The organism is Bradyrhizobium sp. SZCCHNPS1003 (genome assembly GCF_032381555.1).
Classification (GTDB): domain Bacteria; phylum Pseudomonadota; class Alphaproteobacteria; order Rhizobiales; family Xanthobacteraceae; genus Bradyrhizobium.
Map to the genome: position 1 here is coordinate 20,239 of NZ_JAUHIU010000025.1, position 14,090 is coordinate 34,328.

Annotated in this window: 14 protein-coding genes and 1 pseudogene; 8 read left to right on the forward strand and 7 right to left on the reverse strand. The window is 64.2% G+C overall.

The window, feature by feature from the left end; all coding sequences use genetic code 11:
• Window positions 1-4: 4 nt before the first annotated feature.
• Together phnD and phnC are read right to left on the reverse strand one after the other, a co-directional pair.
• Window positions 5-937, reverse strand: coding sequence for a phosphonate ABC transporter substrate-binding protein (phnD, locus tag QX126_RS30315; RefSeq protein ID WP_315741002.1), 933 nt, complete (start codon window positions 935-937; stop codon window positions 5-7).
• A gap of 79 nt (window positions 938-1,016) precedes the next feature.
• Complete coding sequence (gene phnC, locus QX126_RS30320; RefSeq protein WP_315741001.1) at window positions 1,017-1,826, reverse strand: phosphonate ABC transporter ATP-binding protein; 810 nt, start codon at window positions 1,824-1,826, stop codon at window positions 1,017-1,019.
• 181 nt (window positions 1,827-2,007) lie between these two features.
• On the opposite strand from phnC, the gene QX126_RS30325 reads away from it, so the two are divergent.
• The 3 genes from QX126_RS30325 to QX126_RS30335 are packed head-to-tail and all read left to right on the forward strand — an operon-like array spanning window position 2,008 to window position 4,568.
• The gene (locus QX126_RS30325) at window positions 2,008-2,670 is read left to right on the forward strand and encodes a chloramphenicol acetyltransferase (RefSeq protein ID WP_315741000.1); all 663 of its coding nucleotides are present in this window, start codon (window positions 2,008-2,010) and stop codon (window positions 2,668-2,670) included.
• The gene (locus tag QX126_RS30330) at window positions 2,667-3,851 is read left to right on the forward strand and encodes an alpha-D-ribose 1-methylphosphonate 5-triphosphate diphosphatase (RefSeq protein ID WP_315785914.1); all 1,185 of its coding nucleotides are present in this window, start codon (window positions 2,667-2,669) and stop codon (window positions 3,849-3,851) included. The genes QX126_RS30325 and QX126_RS30330 overlap by 4 nt, the downstream gene beginning before the upstream one ends.
• A 6-nt stretch (window positions 3,852-3,857) precedes the next feature.
• Window positions 3,858-4,568, forward strand: a complete 711-nt coding sequence (locus QX126_RS30335; protein WP_315785916.1) for a DUF1045 domain-containing protein — start codon at window positions 3,858-3,860, stop codon at window positions 4,566-4,568.
• Window positions 4,569-4,573: 5 nt separating this feature from the next.
• Here QX126_RS30335 and QX126_RS30340 read toward each other — a convergent pair.
• Window positions 4,574-4,741 (reverse strand): annotated as a pseudogene (locus QX126_RS30340) (mechanosensitive ion channel family protein); the annotation flags it as partial.
• A 795-nt stretch (window positions 4,742-5,536) separates the two neighbouring features.
• Between QX126_RS30340 and QX126_RS30345 the strand changes: the two are divergent.
• From QX126_RS30345 to QX126_RS30360, 4 genes are all read left to right on the forward strand, one after another.
• Window positions 5,537-6,091, forward strand: a complete 555-nt coding sequence (locus tag QX126_RS30345) for a peroxiredoxin (RefSeq protein WP_315713058.1) — start codon at window positions 5,537-5,539, stop codon at window positions 6,089-6,091.
• A 2-nt stretch (window positions 6,092-6,093) separates the two neighbouring features.
• A complete protein-coding gene (locus tag QX126_RS30350) occupies window positions 6,094-6,639 on the forward strand; it encodes a carboxymuconolactone decarboxylase family protein (RefSeq protein ID WP_315740997.1) in 546 nt (181 codons plus the stop codon).
• A 503-nt stretch (window positions 6,640-7,142) separates the two neighbouring features.
• Window positions 7,143-8,060, forward strand: a complete 918-nt coding sequence (locus QX126_RS30355; RefSeq protein WP_315740996.1) for a sel1 repeat family protein — start codon at window positions 7,143-7,145, stop codon at window positions 8,058-8,060.
• Window positions 8,061-8,163: 103 nt separating this feature from the next.
• Window positions 8,164-10,509, forward strand: a complete 2,346-nt coding sequence (locus QX126_RS30360; RefSeq protein ID WP_315785917.1) for an ABC transporter substrate-binding protein — start codon at window positions 8,164-8,166, stop codon at window positions 10,507-10,509.
• A 13-nt stretch (window positions 10,510-10,522) separates the two neighbouring features.
• Here QX126_RS30360 and modD read toward each other — a convergent pair whose 3' ends face one another.
• Complete coding sequence (gene modD / locus QX126_RS30365; protein WP_315785919.1) at window positions 10,523-11,398, reverse strand: ModD protein; 876 nt, start codon at window positions 11,396-11,398, stop codon at window positions 10,523-10,525.
• 73 nt (window positions 11,399-11,471) lie between these two features.
• Between modD and QX126_RS30370 the strand changes: the two genes are divergently transcribed.
• Window positions 11,472-12,035 carry a DUF2478 domain-containing protein gene (locus QX126_RS30370; RefSeq protein ID WP_315756197.1) on the forward strand — a complete coding sequence of 188 codons (564 nt, stop codon included), beginning with the start codon at window positions 11,472-11,474 and terminating at the stop codon, window positions 12,033-12,035.
• A 27-nt stretch (window positions 12,036-12,062) separates the two neighbouring features.
• Here the strand turns inward: QX126_RS30370 and QX126_RS30375 are convergent, their stop codons facing one another.
• The 3 genes from QX126_RS30375 to QX126_RS30385 form a co-directional block, all read right to left on the reverse strand.
• On the reverse strand, window positions 12,063-12,269 hold the full coding sequence (locus QX126_RS30375) for a molybdopterin-binding protein (protein ID WP_315741026.1): 207 nt from the start codon (window positions 12,267-12,269) through the stop codon (window positions 12,063-12,065).
• A 169-nt stretch (window positions 12,270-12,438) separates the two neighbouring features.
• The gene (locus tag QX126_RS30380) at window positions 12,439-12,735 is read right to left on the reverse strand and encodes a ferredoxin family protein (protein ID WP_172112536.1); all 297 of its coding nucleotides are present in this window, start codon (window positions 12,733-12,735) and stop codon (window positions 12,439-12,441) included.
• Between the two features lie 41 nt (window positions 12,736-12,776).
• On the reverse strand, window positions 12,777-14,084 hold the full coding sequence (locus QX126_RS30385) for an FAD-dependent monooxygenase (protein ID WP_315740993.1): 1,308 nt from the start codon (window positions 14,082-14,084) through the stop codon (window positions 12,777-12,779).
• Between the last annotated feature and the right edge of the window lie 6 nt (window positions 14,085-14,090).

Sequence of the window (14,090 nt, forward strand, 5' to 3'; positions counted from 1 at the left end):
TCGATCAGGACGCCTTCTTGCGCAGGCTGTCGACGAATTTGATCAGGTCGATCGTGCCGTCCCAGTCCTTCGTCGTGGCAGGGTGGAAGCCCTTCTTCTGGCCGTCGGAGAGACGGTCGAAGGCGGCCTTGTCCTTGATCGGCGCATCGAAGAAGGCCTTGGCGATCGCCGATTTCAGATCGTCCGGCAGGTCCGTGTTGTAGGCGTAGGGGCCGTTGATGATCGGCGCCGACTTGTGAATGATGCGGAAGTCGTCCTTCTTCATCGGCGAACCGTCAGCGTTCTTCAGCATGCCCTTGGTCAGCATCTGGGCCAACGTCGAATCGTTGTCGCTCGTCCATTGGTTGGCCGCGATGTCGACAGTCCCCTGGGACAGGGCCAGCACCGCGTTCTCGTGGCTGCCGGTGAAGACAACCTTGCCAAAATACGTCTCGGCGTCGGTCACGCCCATTTTGTTGAGCTCGAAGCGGGGCACGTTGTTGCCCGACGTTGAGTTCGGATCGACGAGGCCGAGATTCTTGCCCTTGAGGTCTTCGACCTTCCGGTACGGGCTGCTCGCCTTGACGAAGAACACCGAATAATAGCCGGTGCTGCCGTCGGAGTTGATGTCGTTGGCGAAGGCATCGGTCTTGACGCCGGTGAGCCGGGCGCGGGCAAACGACGCCGAGCCATAGCTCGCGATGTGGATGTTGCCGGCGCGCTGGCCTTCGATCACGGCCGCGTAATCGTTGGCGATACGCAGCGTCACCTTCACGCCCAGCTCTTTCGAGAGATAGTTCACGAAAGGCGTCCAGCGCTCGGTGACACCCGAGGCGTTCTCTGCCGGGACCACGGCGAAGGTCAGCTCAGGATACTTCGCCTTCCAGTCCTCGGCTGACGCCGAGGCCGTGAAAGCCAGCGCAGCGACGCCCGCCAGAACGATGCGACGATTGATCATAACATGCCCTCTTGTTGCAGTAAGTAACAGGTCTCGCCCCCGCGCCATGCGGAAGCTCGAGCTTGCAGAAATCCGCGTCTCAGGCCACGGCGGCTTCGCCGAGTGCCGGCACCGTTGCCGCCGGTGCCGGATGGATCGAACCCATCACCTCGTCCGCCTCGAGATCGTAGAGCTCACGTGCGATCTGCGCCGTCAGCGCCGACGGCACGTCGTCGAACACGATCCGTCCGGTCGCCATGCCGATCAGGCGATCGCAATAGCTGCGCGCCAGATCGAGCGAATGCAGATTGCAGACGACGGTGATGCCGAAATGCTTGTTGATGCGCAGCAGCGCGTCCATCACGATCTTGGTGTTACGGGGATCGAGCGAGGCGATCGGCTCGTCTGCGAGAATGATCTCGGGGTTCTGCACCATCGCGCGCGCGATCGCGACGCGCTGCTGCTGCCCGCCCGAGAGCTGATCGGCGCGCTGCGCTGCGAGGGAGGCCATGTCGAACTGCTCGAGCGCGGACAGCGCCATGGCGACATCCTCCGCCGGCCAGAGCTGCGCCAGCGAGCGCCACGACGGGATTTCGGCGAGTCGCCCCATCAGCACGTTCGTCAGCACGTCCAATCGGCCGACCAGATTGAACTGCTGGAAGATCATCGCCGAGCGCGCACGCCACTGCCGCAGATCGCGGCCGCGCAGCGCCGTCACATCGAGATCCTTGAAGAGGATGCGGCCGCCGCTCACCGGGCTCAGACGATTGATGGACCGCAGCAGGGTCGACTTGCCGGCTCCGGAACGCCCGATCACGCCGACGAAGCTGCCGGGTGCAACTGAGAAGGATGCATTGTCGACTGCGGCTTTCATGCCAAAACGGCACGTCAGGCCATCCACCACCAGCATTGAATTCTCCAGACGCCTCGCTCTGGCCTATCGCTAGCGTCTGGATTCTACAGTTATGTGACAGCGACACCGCAGCGCCGCACTCGTCCACACGCCGGTCGCAGTCATGCAGATGTCACGCGCCTGTCATAGGGGAGATCCGACACCTTCACAGATGTAGAGAGTAGAGTCAGGACGTGAGATGGCCGGCAAGTCGCTTTCAATTGAACCAACCGTTGACCCTTCGGCCAAGCTCCAGGACGTGACGCTTGGCGCCTATTGTGAGGTCGGCGCCCGCACCATCCTGCAGGAGGTGACGATGGGCGACTACTCCTATGTGGTCAACGATTCCCAGATCACCTACACGACGATCGGGAAGTTCTGTTCGATCGCGGCGATGACCCGGATCAATCCGGGCAACCACCCGATGCAGCGGGCGACGCAGGCCCATTTCACCTATCGCGCCAGCGCCTATTTTCCAGGAGAGCCCGACGATGTGGAGTTCTTCGCCTGGCGGAGAGAGCATCATGTCCAGATCGGACACGATGTCTGGATCGGCCATGGCGCGATCGTGCTGCCGGGCCGCAACATCGGCACCGGCGCGGTCGTGGCGGCCGGAGCCATCGTCACCAAGGACGTTCCGGCCTATACCATCGTCGCCGGCAATCCGGCGCGGCCGATCAAGCGCCGGTTTCCGCGCGAGGTCGAGCAGCGGCTGCTGGATCTGGCGTGGTGGGATTGGAATCACGAGGCGCTGCGCGCGGCGCTGCCGGATTTCCGCAAGCTCGCGATCACTGCGTTTCTCGACAAATACGAGGCTGCCCTCGACGCGCGCGTCGCGGTGCGGCAGAGTGCCGCCCCATGACCGATATCTCCATCTCGCGGGGCCGCTGCCTCGTCGATACCGACCTCGTAGACACTTCCTTGATCATATCCGGCGGCGTGATCGCTGGCATCGGGACACCGGGACGCCGGTCGGGTCTCGAACTCGATGCGGAGGGGCTCACCGTGCTCCCCGGCATCGTCGACATCCACGGCGATGCGTTCGAGCGCCAGATGATGCCGCGCGCCGGGGTCGACTTCCCGACCGACGTCGCGCTGATCGACAGCGACCGCCAGGCCATCAGCAATGGCATCACCACGGTCTTTCACGCGACGACCTGGTCATGGGAGCCGGGCCTGCGCAGCGCCGACAATGCGCGGCGCCTGCTCGAATCGATCGAAGCGCTTCGCCCGCGGCTCGCAGCCGACACGCGCTTCCATCTGCGCCACGAGACCTTCAATCTCGACGACGAGGAGGAGATCTGGCAATGGCTCGCCGACCGGCGCGTCGACCTGTTCGCCTTCAACGATCACATGGACTCGACGGTGGCGAGTCTGGACAAGCCGCACAAGCGCCAGCGCATGGTCGACCGCACCGGCCTGCCCGGCGCGGAGTTCGACCGGTTGGTCGCGCGCATCGCCGCTCGCGCCGATGCCGTTCCGGCCTCGATCGCGCGGCTGGCCGAGATCGCACGCAAGGCTGGTGTCCGCATGCTGTCGCACGACGACGACAGCCCGGCCATGCGCAAGGCCTTTCGCAGCCAGGGAGTGACCATTGCAGAATTTCCGGTCAACGAGGAGACTGCACGCGAGGCCGCTCAAGGGGGCGACGCGATCGTATTCGGCGCGCCCAACGTCGTCCGTGGCGGCAGCCATACCGGGTGGACGAAGGCCAGCGACATGATCGCCAAGGGCCTCTGCTCGGTGCTGGCCTCCGACTACTACTATCCCGCGCCGCTGCTGGCAGCGTACCGGCTTGCTGCCGACGGCGTTCTTTCGCTGGCGCGCGCCTGGGATCTGATCTCGGGCGGCCCTGCACGCGCAGCCGGGCTGGCGGACCGCGGCATGCTCGCCGAGGGCCGCCGCGCCGATATCATTCTGGTCGACGACCGCGTACCGTTGCGCCCCCGCGTCGTCGCTGTGATCGCGTCCGGCCGGCTGGTCTATCTCACCGAGACGGACCGGCTGAACGCCCGGCCGGCGCATGCCATGGCGGCGGAGTAGCAAATCATGGCCAATTTTCCGCGCTATGCGATCTACTATGCTCCACCAGCAACAGCCGACCTGGCGGAATTCGGCGCGCGCCTGCTCGGTTACGACGCGTGGAGCGGCGATGACCGCAGCTTTCCGAGCGAGATCGTCCGCACGGTTCCAGACTGGGCTGAGCTGACCGCAGACCCGCGCAAATACGGCTTTCACGCGACCTTGAAGGCTCCGTTCGAGCTGGCGGATGCGGAGAGCGAAGCCGCGCTCTGCGCCGCTTGTGCTGAGTTCGCGGCCACGCCGCGAGCCGTCCCGGCCATCCGTCCGATCGTGGACGCGATCAGCGGATTCATCGCGATGATCCCTGGCGAGCCGTCCCCCATCCTGCAGCAGTTCGCGGCCGATTGTGTCCAGGCCTTCGAGCCGTTTCGCGCACCGATGACCGCCGACGACCGTGCTCGGCGCAAGCCGGATCTGCTGACACCACGGCAGCGCGATCATCTCGATCGTTGGGGTTATCCCTATGTCATGGAGGATTTCCGCTTCCACATGACGCTGACCTGCCGGCTGTCCGACGAACGGCGCCGGCCGATCCTGACGATGCTGCAGGAGAGATTCGCTGCACTGTCACTGACAGAGCTCCGGATCGACAGGATTGTGTTGTTCCGCCAGCCCAGTGCCCACCAGCGTTTCCACATCATCGGAGACTGGCCGCTCACGGCCGTCCAAGGCAGCTAGCGGCGTCAGTTCGGCATGGCTGCATGGTGCGGCGGCGCCTCGCGGCCGAACACCGAGAGCGGCGGGGAGATGTCGGCGCGCTCGCGCGGCAAGGCTTCGCGCATCTCCCGCTGCAGGAACGCAACCAGCTTCTCGCGCACCTCGCAGCGCAGATCCCAGGCCTGCGGCGCGTCCAGACCGTTCTCCTTGAAGATGCCGGCGTGCATGCCGACGTAGAGATTGATGTAGCCGAGATTGTGCACGGCCTCGCTGAAGCGGACCGTCTTCAGTCCTGCCGCCGTCGCGCTCGTGGTTCCGAGCAGCGAAGGCGCTCCCATCCTGCCGCGAGCGCGGCTGAGGTCGCGAGAAATCATTGTCGATCGATCGACAGGCTCGCGCTTGATTTTGATGCCGAGACAGTTTCGCTCATGGTGATGAAAATCTGCGAGGAGACTATGGTCAGATCATCGCGCAGCAAGGCGAAATAACAGACGCGATCTGCTGAAAAGCTGACAACACTGTGCGCTGCGCGACACCTTGCGCCGTGCCGCGCCGCGATCTGCCGACGGCTTGTCGCCTTGCTGCCGCTTCAGGAGTCGCCGTGGTCAAACGTGCATCGCTACTAAGGCGATAATGTCAATTTTGCCACTTCGGCCGCACAAAGAAATTGCACGTCGGTCGCCGTCGAGACCGTCAACACGAGGTCGCATGGCACTCCGACCCAGCGGGACATCAACCTCCTTTTGCCGTGGCGACGACGCGCACGCTCCGGCTGTCGTCGCTCGATGCCCGATCGCAATGTCACGAAGCCGACGCTCTAAGCCAGCTCCATCCACAAGCTCCCCATCGCCACGACCTCGCACTTGCTGCATGTTGCCGCCAAGTGTCGGGTTTTCGACAATCCACTGATATTAAAAACGAATGGCATATCGCTTGCAATGCACAATGAGCCTCGCTATTGCAGCGCAATAATTTCTTGGAGTGCCCCAATGCTCGGAATCGGAAGCAAGCTGCCATCGTTTGAAATCGTCGGCGTGAAACCCGGCTTTCATCTTCAGGAGGAGAAGGGCGAGAGCGCCTTCGAGACCCTGACCGAGACCAGCTTCCCCGGAAAATGGAAGATCATCTTCTTCTATCCGAAGGACTTCACCTTCGTCTGCCCGACCGAGATCGCCGAGTTCGCGCGCCTTGCGAAGGATTTCGCGGATCGTGACGCCGTCGTGCTCGGCGGCTCGACCGACAACGAGTTCTGCAAGCTGGCTTGGCGGCGCGACCACAAGGATCTGCACAAGCTGCCGATCTGGCAATTCGCCGACACCAAGGGCGCATTGGTCGACGGCCTCGGCGTCCGCTCGCCCGACGGCGTCGCCTACCGCTACACCTTCATCGTCGATCCCGACAACACGATCCAGCACGTCTATGCGACCAACCTGAATGTCGGCCGCGCTCCGAAGGACACGCTGCGCGTGCTCGACGCGCTGCAGACCGACGAGCTCTGCCCGTGCAACCGCGAAGTCGGCGGCGAGACCCTGAAGGTCGCCTGATCATGTCGATCGAGCAACTGAAGGACCAGATCCCGGACTTCGCCAAGGACATCAGGCTCAACCTGTCGTCCATGGCCTCCGACGAGACGCTGTCGCCGCAGGCCAAATATGGCCTGTTCGTCGCGTGCGCGATTGCGACTCGCAATCCGAGCGTCGTGGCGGCGTTGGAATCGGTTGCGGCCGCGCAGCTGTCGCCCGCCGCTTTGGCGGCGGCGAAATCGGCCGCCGCGATCATGGCCATGAACAACGTCTACTACCGCTTCGTGCACCTTGCCTCGAACAAGGAGTACGCGACGATGCCGGCCCGGCTGCGGATGAATGTCATCGCCAACCCCGGCATCGACAAGGCCGATTTCGAGCTGTGGTCGCTCGCGGTGTCCGCCATCAACGGCTGCGGCACCTGCATCGATTCGCACGAGAAGGTCCTGCAGGACGCGGGCGTGCCCGCGGCCACGATCCAGACCGCCGTACGCTTTGCCGCCATCATCCAGTCGGTTGCCGTTGCGATCGAAGCCGCTTGTGTGTCCGTCGCGTTGGCGGCGGAATAAAAATCGATCGGATATGTGAATGCGGCCGGCATTGTCCGGCCGCATTTGTTTTTCGCCCTTTCTCGCCTGAGTTGCAGAGTTTCGCGGCGCGCCTGCAACTCCTCGGTCCGCTAAGCCCCTGACCTCGCGGCAAAGTCGAGATGACTGCGGCATCCTGATACTCCAGCCGATCTTTCCGCAAAGCGCAGAACTCGGCCTCGGTCTCGCGCATCGCGAGCAATCACCGATGCGGCGCGCCGGGAAATTTCCATCAAATAGCCTTACCTACTCACCCTTCCCGACAAGAACATTGATCAGCTTAGGGACCAAGCAACATCGATTGTGACCAGGGCGCGCGAAAACGATGGCGTGCATGTCGGAAGGAAACCGGACCTGTCGGTCTCGACGGAAGCGTTGATGCAATGTCCCCGATGTCGCATCATGCGCGCTTCGGTTGGACCGCGCGCGCCCGACGTCCTGAAGCTATCTCCCACGACACGTTCGTCGGAGACAGGAGGCTAGTGATGAGTGCTCCAGATCAGAACGATCCGGCGAAACCAGCGCCGCCCTGGGCGAACGAAGAACTCCGCAGATATGCGCCGCGCCGCCGCCAGACGGAGGCCGGCCCGACGGCATTCGATCCGCCCGCCGACGGCGTCCCCCTGCCGCATCATCTGGTGTCCCGGCCAAGCTTCCTGCCGGCGCGGCCAGCGGCCCTTGACCTCGACGATGAGGAGGTGCACCGCGCCTGGAGCGCGAAGCTCGATCCCGTGGTGATGCCCCTGCCGCCGGAGGATCCGGACAAATCGTTGCGGCTGGGCAGCATCATCAAGATCGGCGCCGCCGTCGGCATCGCGGCCTCCATTGCCCTGATGGTGGTCAACATGGTCTCCTTCGAGAACGGCGGGCCGACGCCGGGCGGCAAGAGCCCGATCATGCCGACCGCCGTGCTGGAAAGCCTGGCCCAGATCGATCCCGCGGAAGCCAAGGTCGCCCAGGAAGACCCGCCGCAGACGGTCGCCGCGCTCGCGGCTCCCAGCAGTACAGAACTGACGATGCGGCCATGGCCCTCGGCGCCCACGTCGCCTGCGCCGGCCGCGGCAGCACCGACGGTCTCGCCCCCCTCCCCTGCGCTCCCGATGGCCTCGCCTCGCCCGACCGTTCCGTTGCCGCGAGACGAGGTCGATGCCCTGATGAAGCGCGGACGCGACCTGCTCGCCGCGGGCGACGTCGCCAGCGCGCGCCTGATCCTGACGCGGCTTTCCGACGCCGGGATTGCGGACGCCTCCCTCCTGCTCGCACGCACCTATGACCCGGCCGAACTGACGAAATCGCGGTTGCTCGGTGCCGTTCCCGACGCAGCCAAGGCGCGCGCCTGGTATCTCAGGGCTGCGGAGCAAGGATCGCCGGAAGCCAGCCGACGCATCTCGGCTGCGCGCTAACGCATAAATCTCGGAGCGCTCGAGACGCGACCCGGACCGCTCCCTGCGAGACGGTCGGCCGCGATCTGCTGCGCCCGAGAACCAAATATCGATGGGAGGACTGATGATGCACGGCATCCATGCTGCAGTTCGCGCCTGCTTGGCCGCCAGATGGAGCCGACGTCGCAAACCACGGGATGCAAAGAACAGCCACCCTCGAGCAGCCGCATGCCTCGCGCTGGCTCTGTCCGCTCCGCTGGCGCTGACCGGACATCAAGCGGTCGCCGCGGACAACGAGATCCGCATCGGCAACACTATGCCCTACAGCGGCCCGGCTCTCGCCTATGGCGTCATCGGCAAGACGATCGCGGCCTACTTCAACAAGATCAATGCCGAGGGCGGCATCAACGGCCGGCGCGTCAACTTCATTTCCTACGACGACGGCTATGCGCCGCAGAAGACGGTCGAGATGACCCGCAAGCTCGTCGAGGAGGACAATGTCCTCCTGATGTTCGCCAGCCTGGGTACGGCTCCCAACCTGGCGGTCCGCCCTTATCTCAACGCCAACAAAGTCCCGCAATTGTTCGTGGCATCCGGCTCGTCGCAATGGGACCAGCCCCACGACTTTCCATGGACCATGGGCTTTCAGCCGAGCTACCAGGCCGAGGCGCACGTCTATGCCCAGTACCTGCTGGAGACCCACAGCCGCGGCAAGATCGCGCTTCTCTATCAGGACGATGATTTCGGCAAGGATTACGTCAAGGGATTGAAGGACGGCCTGGGTGGCAAGCTTCCGATCGTCGCAGAAGCCACCTACAAGGTGACGGACGCCAACGTCAATCAGCAGATCGCCACGTTGAAGGCATCCGGCGCCGACATCTTCTTCGACGTGACCACGCCCAAGTTCGCCGTGATGGCGATCCGCCGCGCGGCCGAGCTCGGCTGGCGTCCGGACCACATCATCTCGACGGTCTCGGAATCGGTCTCCGCCGTGATGCAGCCGGCCGGCCTGCAGAATGCCGAAGGCATCTTGTCCGCGGGCTATTACTACGAGGGCGAGGAGGCCGCGGCTGCAGGCGATCCATCCTACCGCGAATGGTCCACCTTCATGGACCGCTATTTGCCCGACGTACCGAGAAGCAATGGTCTTGCGACCTTCGGCTACCTCGCGGCAAACGCGATGGTCGCAGTGCTGCGGAGTTGCGGCGACGACCTGTCGCGCGACAATATCATGAAGCAGGCGGCATCCCTGAAGAGCCTCAAGTTGCCGATGCTGACGCCCGGCATCACCGTCAACACCAGCACCCATGATCACGCGCCGCTGGAGCAGATGCAGATGATGCAGTTCACCGGCGGCAAGTGGCAGCGCTTCGGTCCGGTCCGGAGCGGTATCGATCCCGGCAGCGTCAGCGATTCCTTCAAGACCATCTTCCGTTACGGCACGGCGAAGCGCGATCTGGCCAACCAGCTGAATGCCAATACCGTCACGCTGATGACCGGCTCGTTCGGCAGCACCTACGCCAACATGGGCGCGGACCTCGCATCCGCGCTCGACAAGGGGACGGAGCTGCGCATCCTTCCCGTGATCGGCCGCGGCTCGGTGCAATCGGTCGCCGACATCCTGCTGCTGCGCGGCGTCGACGCCGGCATCATCCGCAAGGACACCCTGGCCTTTCTCGAGCGCAAGGACTTCGCCAACAACATCCGCGAACAACTGGTCTATGTCACCAAGCTGTTCAACGAGGAGATGCACGTGCTGGCGCCGAGATCGATCACCAGCCTGAACGAGCTCGACGGCAAGACCATCGCCGTCGACCTGCCCGACGGCGGCACCTTCGTCACCTCGATCAACGTGTTCGAGCGCCTCGGGATCAGGCCGCATCTGCTCTATATCGAGCCGCGGCTGGCGCTGGACATGCTGCGCAAGGGCGACATCGACGCGATCATCACGGTCGAGGGCAAGCCAGTGCAATGGCTGAGCCAGGTCAGCGATCCCAATCTGCATCTCGTGCCCGTCGACTACGACAAGGCTCTGCACGACGACTATCTGCCGGCGCAATTGTCCGCCGAGGACTATCCGAACCTCGTCGGCGCCTCGGCGCCGGTGAACACGATCGCGGCCGAGGCCGTGCTGGCGTCGTTCAACTGGCCGGCAGGCAGCGACCGTCACCGCCGGCTGTCTCTGCTCGTCGAGGCCTTCTTCAGCAATATGCAGGCGCTGCAACGGCCGCCATACCACCCGAAATGGCAGGAGGTGGCGCCGCTGGCTCCGATCGCGGGCTGGACAAGATTCAAGACGGCACAGGACTGGCTCGATCGCAATACACCGCCCGCCCAGATGCTGGGGGCGAATGCACAGGCCAACGATCTGCAGGCGAGCGGCGTTTCGGCCGATCCCCGGCTGTTCCGTGAATTCATGGAATGGCGAGCCAACCGCCAGAAGCGCGCCGCTCCGCGGCACCCACAGTAGCCGGGTCGCGCGGTCAAGCCGTGGCCGAGGCAGGGCTGATCCGCACCTGCACGTCGCAGGGACGCGCGAGGTAGGGCGCCGAGGTGACCAGCACGTCTGCCCCCGCCGCAGCATAGGCAGCGGCGTTCTGCGCATTCACGCCACCCGCGGCCGCAATGATCGGCCGCCGCGGCAGCGCCGCGCTGATGGCGATACGCTCCGTCAGCGCAGCGATGTCGGCAGGCGAAAATTTCTCGGCCTGGATGACGTCGAAGCCGGCCACGGCGGCGGCGACGGCCTGCTCGACCGTGGTGATCTCGATCACGAGCCGCTTCTCCGGCGCACTCCTCCGCAACCGCTCAGCGACATCGGCAAGCGGCGCATCGCCGAGAAACGCCCGGTGTTCCGGAAACACCAGCACCGTCTCCGACAGGCCAAGCCGATGCATCACCGCGCCACCCGCCTTCACCGCGGCAACGGCGAACGGCTTGGTTCCGGGGACGCTCTTGCGCGTGCAGGCGACCGCGATACCAGGCCTGATCGCGCGCGCCGCGCCGACGATCGCAGCCGCCCCGGTGGCGACGCCGGACCAGATCTCGATGAGCGTCTGCGCCACCTTCCAGCTCCGCAGCAGACCTGCCGCCGCGCCCTCTGCACGGAGGATCGGGGCCCCCTCCTCCAGCACCGTTCCGCTGCCGGCGAACAGTTCGACATGGCAGCCCGTGAGCTCGATCAAGGCCGCCGCATCCTCGGCCAGGGCCAATACCATGCGGTCGCGCGCAGCGAAGTGCATCAGGCCCGGCTCGGCGCCGATCCCGAGCGTCTCCGTCGTCAGATCGCCATAGGGGACATCGTCGCGGAGCAGCGCTTCCAGATCATGGTGCGTAGCGGTGGTCGGCGCGCGCGACATCTGCTCTTTCTCCACAGGCTGCATTCTCTATATAAACCCTGGTCGCCGCCCGCCCCCGATCGCCAGGCCCCGTATGATCCCGCACGATCTTCCTGCTTCCGCTGAGCCCAATCAGCCCCGTCTCGCCGCCATTCTCTACGGACCGGGCGACGATGCCGATGCCTTGCTGGACGCCTTTGCCCAGGAGCTGCTGCAACGGGGCGTCCGCGTCGGAGGCATCGTTCAGCGCAATACGAGAGACGAAGTCGGCAAGAAAAGCGGAATGGACGTGATCGATCTCGCCAATGGCGACACGATCTCGATCTGTCAGGACCTCGGCACCGGATCGACCGCCTGCAAGCTCGACACTGCGGGCCTTGCCGAAGCCGGCATGGCCGTTCACCGCGCCATCGCGGCCCACGCCGACCTCATCGTGATCAACAAGTTCTCCAAGCAGGAGGCTTCGGGAAGCGGGTTGCGTGGCGAGCTGGCCGACGCAATCACGTCGGGGATTCCGGTGCTGACGGCCGTGCCGCAGAAATGCATCGACGACTGGCGGACCTTTGCGGGCGACTTCGGCACGCTGCTGCAGCCGTCACGTTCCGCGATGGAAACCTGGTGGCTCGACCTGCGCGCGCGTCACGCGTCGACCGGCTGATCGGCGCAGCGATTCGGCACCACGTTCCTATTTTCCGATCATCACATCCGACGACTTGATGACGGCGGAGACGCTGTCGCCGACGGCAAGCGCGAGCTCCTCCACCGCCTCGTTGGTGATCGCCGAGAAGACCGTGAGTCCAGGAGCGAGCTCCACCTTGACGTGGGCCGTGGTCGCGCCCTTCTCAACAGAGATGATTTTTCCCGGCAAGACGTTTCGTGCACTCAGCTTCACGTGCTGTTCCTCATCCATTGCAGCGTCGTTGCTGCAACGAGATGTAAACAGAAAGCTCGACCGAACTCAATGACCTATATCAGTCACGATATAGCATTGACGACCGGCGGCACGTTTGTCGCATTTGCGACAGCACGCCGCCCCGGGGGCGCTCTCAGGCGGCCGGACATCAGCCGAACTTGAACAGCACCCCGTAGCCACCGCGCGGATAGCTCCACTCGATATCGCCGCTGGCCTCGCCGATGACCCGGCAGGTGCCGCATTCGATGCAGCCGTCCACCGTGATCTCGACCTGGCCCTTGTCGTTGAGCTCGTAGCAACGTGCCGGGCAGGCCTTGAGAAGCGCCTTTAACTGCGGCGTCGGCGTCGTATGCGGACGGACCTTGATATGGGCCCGGCCGGGATCGACCTGATAGCGATTGTAGAACAGCTTGTCTTCGACCCTGACTGCGACGTCCGTGCTCATGTCTGATCTCCCTCGCCTAGGCTGTTTCGTTCATTCACCAATCATCGCCACGCCCGAGCAAATCTGAAGGCGTCGCCGAACAGGCCGGTCCATGACCTTGCATTCACGAAGGAGCGCACGGTGCTGCTCTCCTTCTCCTTCTTCGGCGTCCCGTCGACGCGCACGAAGTTCTGCATCGCCTTGGAGACGAGCTGCGGATAGGTCAGGAAGAAGTTCTGCGACTGGTTGTGCAGCAGCGCCGGCATGTCCTTGTATTTCTTCAGATCCTTGATGACGAAGGAGTCCTCCAGCATCTTCTTGTAAAGTGAGAGGTTCTCCTTGGTCATCGGATCGCGGCGCGACTTGACCTGGAAGATCGCCTCAGCCGCGATGCGTCCGGAAGTCATCGCGAGATTGGAGCCCTCGCGGTGAACAGCATTGTTGAGCTGGGCGGCATCGCCGACCACGACCCAGCCATCGCCGCAGAGCTGCGGGATCGCATTATAGCCGCCCTCGGGAATCAGGTGCGCCGAGTACTCCTTGACCTCTGACCCCTCGATCAGCGGCGCCACCGACGGATGCTGTTTGAACCGCTCGAGCAGGCCGTATGGCGTCTCGCCGGTCTTCTGGAAGTCGGAGACGAGGCAGCCGATGCCGAGCGAAATGCACTCCTTGTTGGAATAGATGAAGCCCATGCCGGTCATGCCGCGGGAAATCGTGCCGACGGCCTCGATGACGGCGCCTTCGTCGCCCTTCAGGTTGAAGCGCGCCTCGATCGTCTCGCGCGGCAGGAAGTGCATCTCCTTCACAGCCAGCGCGACGTTCTCCGGCTTCGGCCGCTCACGCAGGCCGGCGCGAGTCCCGAGCAGGCCGTTGACGCCTTCCGCTAGCACGACCACGTCGGCATGGATCTCGCCATCGCGCCGGTCAGTCTTGACGCCGATCACCTTGCCATAGGCATCCTGCGCCAGCTCGGTCACGGTGGTCTCGCACAGCACGGTGGCGCCGGCTTCCTTGACCTTGGACGAGAACCATTTGTCGAACTGGGCACGGATGATCGTGTAACGGTTCGGCTTCTCCTCGTTGAAGTCGTCCGACTTGTAGTGCAGGCCGACATGCGACTTGTCGTCGAGCATCCAGAAGCGCTGCTCGACCAGATGCCGCTCCAGCGGTGCTTCCTCGCGGAAGTCCGGAATCAGCTTCTCCAGCATGTCGGCGTAGAGGATCGCGCCCTGCACGTTCTTCGAGCCGGAATACTCGCCGCGCTCGAGTTGCAGCACCTTCATGCCGCGCTTGGCCATGGTCAGCGCAGCAGCATTGCCGGCCATGCCGGCCCCCACGACGATCGCGTCGAACCGTTCCTCGATCATTGCCCT

What these genes read in the sequence shown, in the direction of transcription:
- phnD (WP_315741002.1), bottom strand. Translation starts at nt 937, where the DNA reads ATGATCAATCGTCGCATCGTTCTGGCGGGCGTCGCTGCGCTGGCTTTC.
- phnC (WP_315741001.1), bottom strand. Translation starts at nt 1,826, where the DNA reads ATGCTGGTGGTGGATGGCCTGACGTGCCGTTTTGGCATGAAAGCCGCA.
- QX126_RS30325 (WP_315741000.1), top strand. Translation starts at nt 2,008, where the DNA reads ATGGCCGGCAAGTCGCTTTCAATTGAACCAACCGTTGACCCTTCGGCC.
- QX126_RS30330 (WP_315785914.1), top strand. Translation starts at nt 2,667, where the DNA reads ATGACCGATATCTCCATCTCGCGGGGCCGCTGCCTCGTCGATACCGAC.
- QX126_RS30335 (WP_315785916.1), top strand. Translation starts at nt 3,858, where the DNA reads ATGGCCAATTTTCCGCGCTATGCGATCTACTATGCTCCACCAGCAACA.
- QX126_RS30345 (WP_315713058.1), top strand. Translation starts at nt 5,537, where the DNA reads ATGCTCGGAATCGGAAGCAAGCTGCCATCGTTTGAAATCGTCGGCGTG.
- QX126_RS30350 (WP_315740997.1), top strand. Translation starts at nt 6,094, where the DNA reads ATGTCGATCGAGCAACTGAAGGACCAGATCCCGGACTTCGCCAAGGAC.
- QX126_RS30355 (WP_315740996.1), top strand. Translation starts at nt 7,143, where the DNA reads ATGAGTGCTCCAGATCAGAACGATCCGGCGAAACCAGCGCCGCCCTGG.
- QX126_RS30360 (WP_315785917.1), top strand. Translation starts at nt 8,164, where the DNA reads ATGATGCACGGCATCCATGCTGCAGTTCGCGCCTGCTTGGCCGCCAGA.
- modD (WP_315785919.1), bottom strand. Translation starts at nt 11,398, where the DNA reads ATGTCGCGCGCGCCGACCACCGCTACGCACCATGATCTGGAAGCGCTG.
- QX126_RS30370 (WP_315756197.1), top strand. Translation starts at nt 11,472, where the DNA reads ATGATCCCGCACGATCTTCCTGCTTCCGCTGAGCCCAATCAGCCCCGT.
- QX126_RS30380 (WP_172112536.1), bottom strand. Translation starts at nt 12,735, where the DNA reads ATGAGCACGGACGTCGCAGTCAGGGTCGAAGACAAGCTGTTCTACAAT.
- QX126_RS30385 (WP_315740993.1), bottom strand. Translation starts at nt 14,084, where the DNA reads ATGATCGAGGAACGGTTCGACGCGATCGTCGTGGGGGCCGGCATGGCC.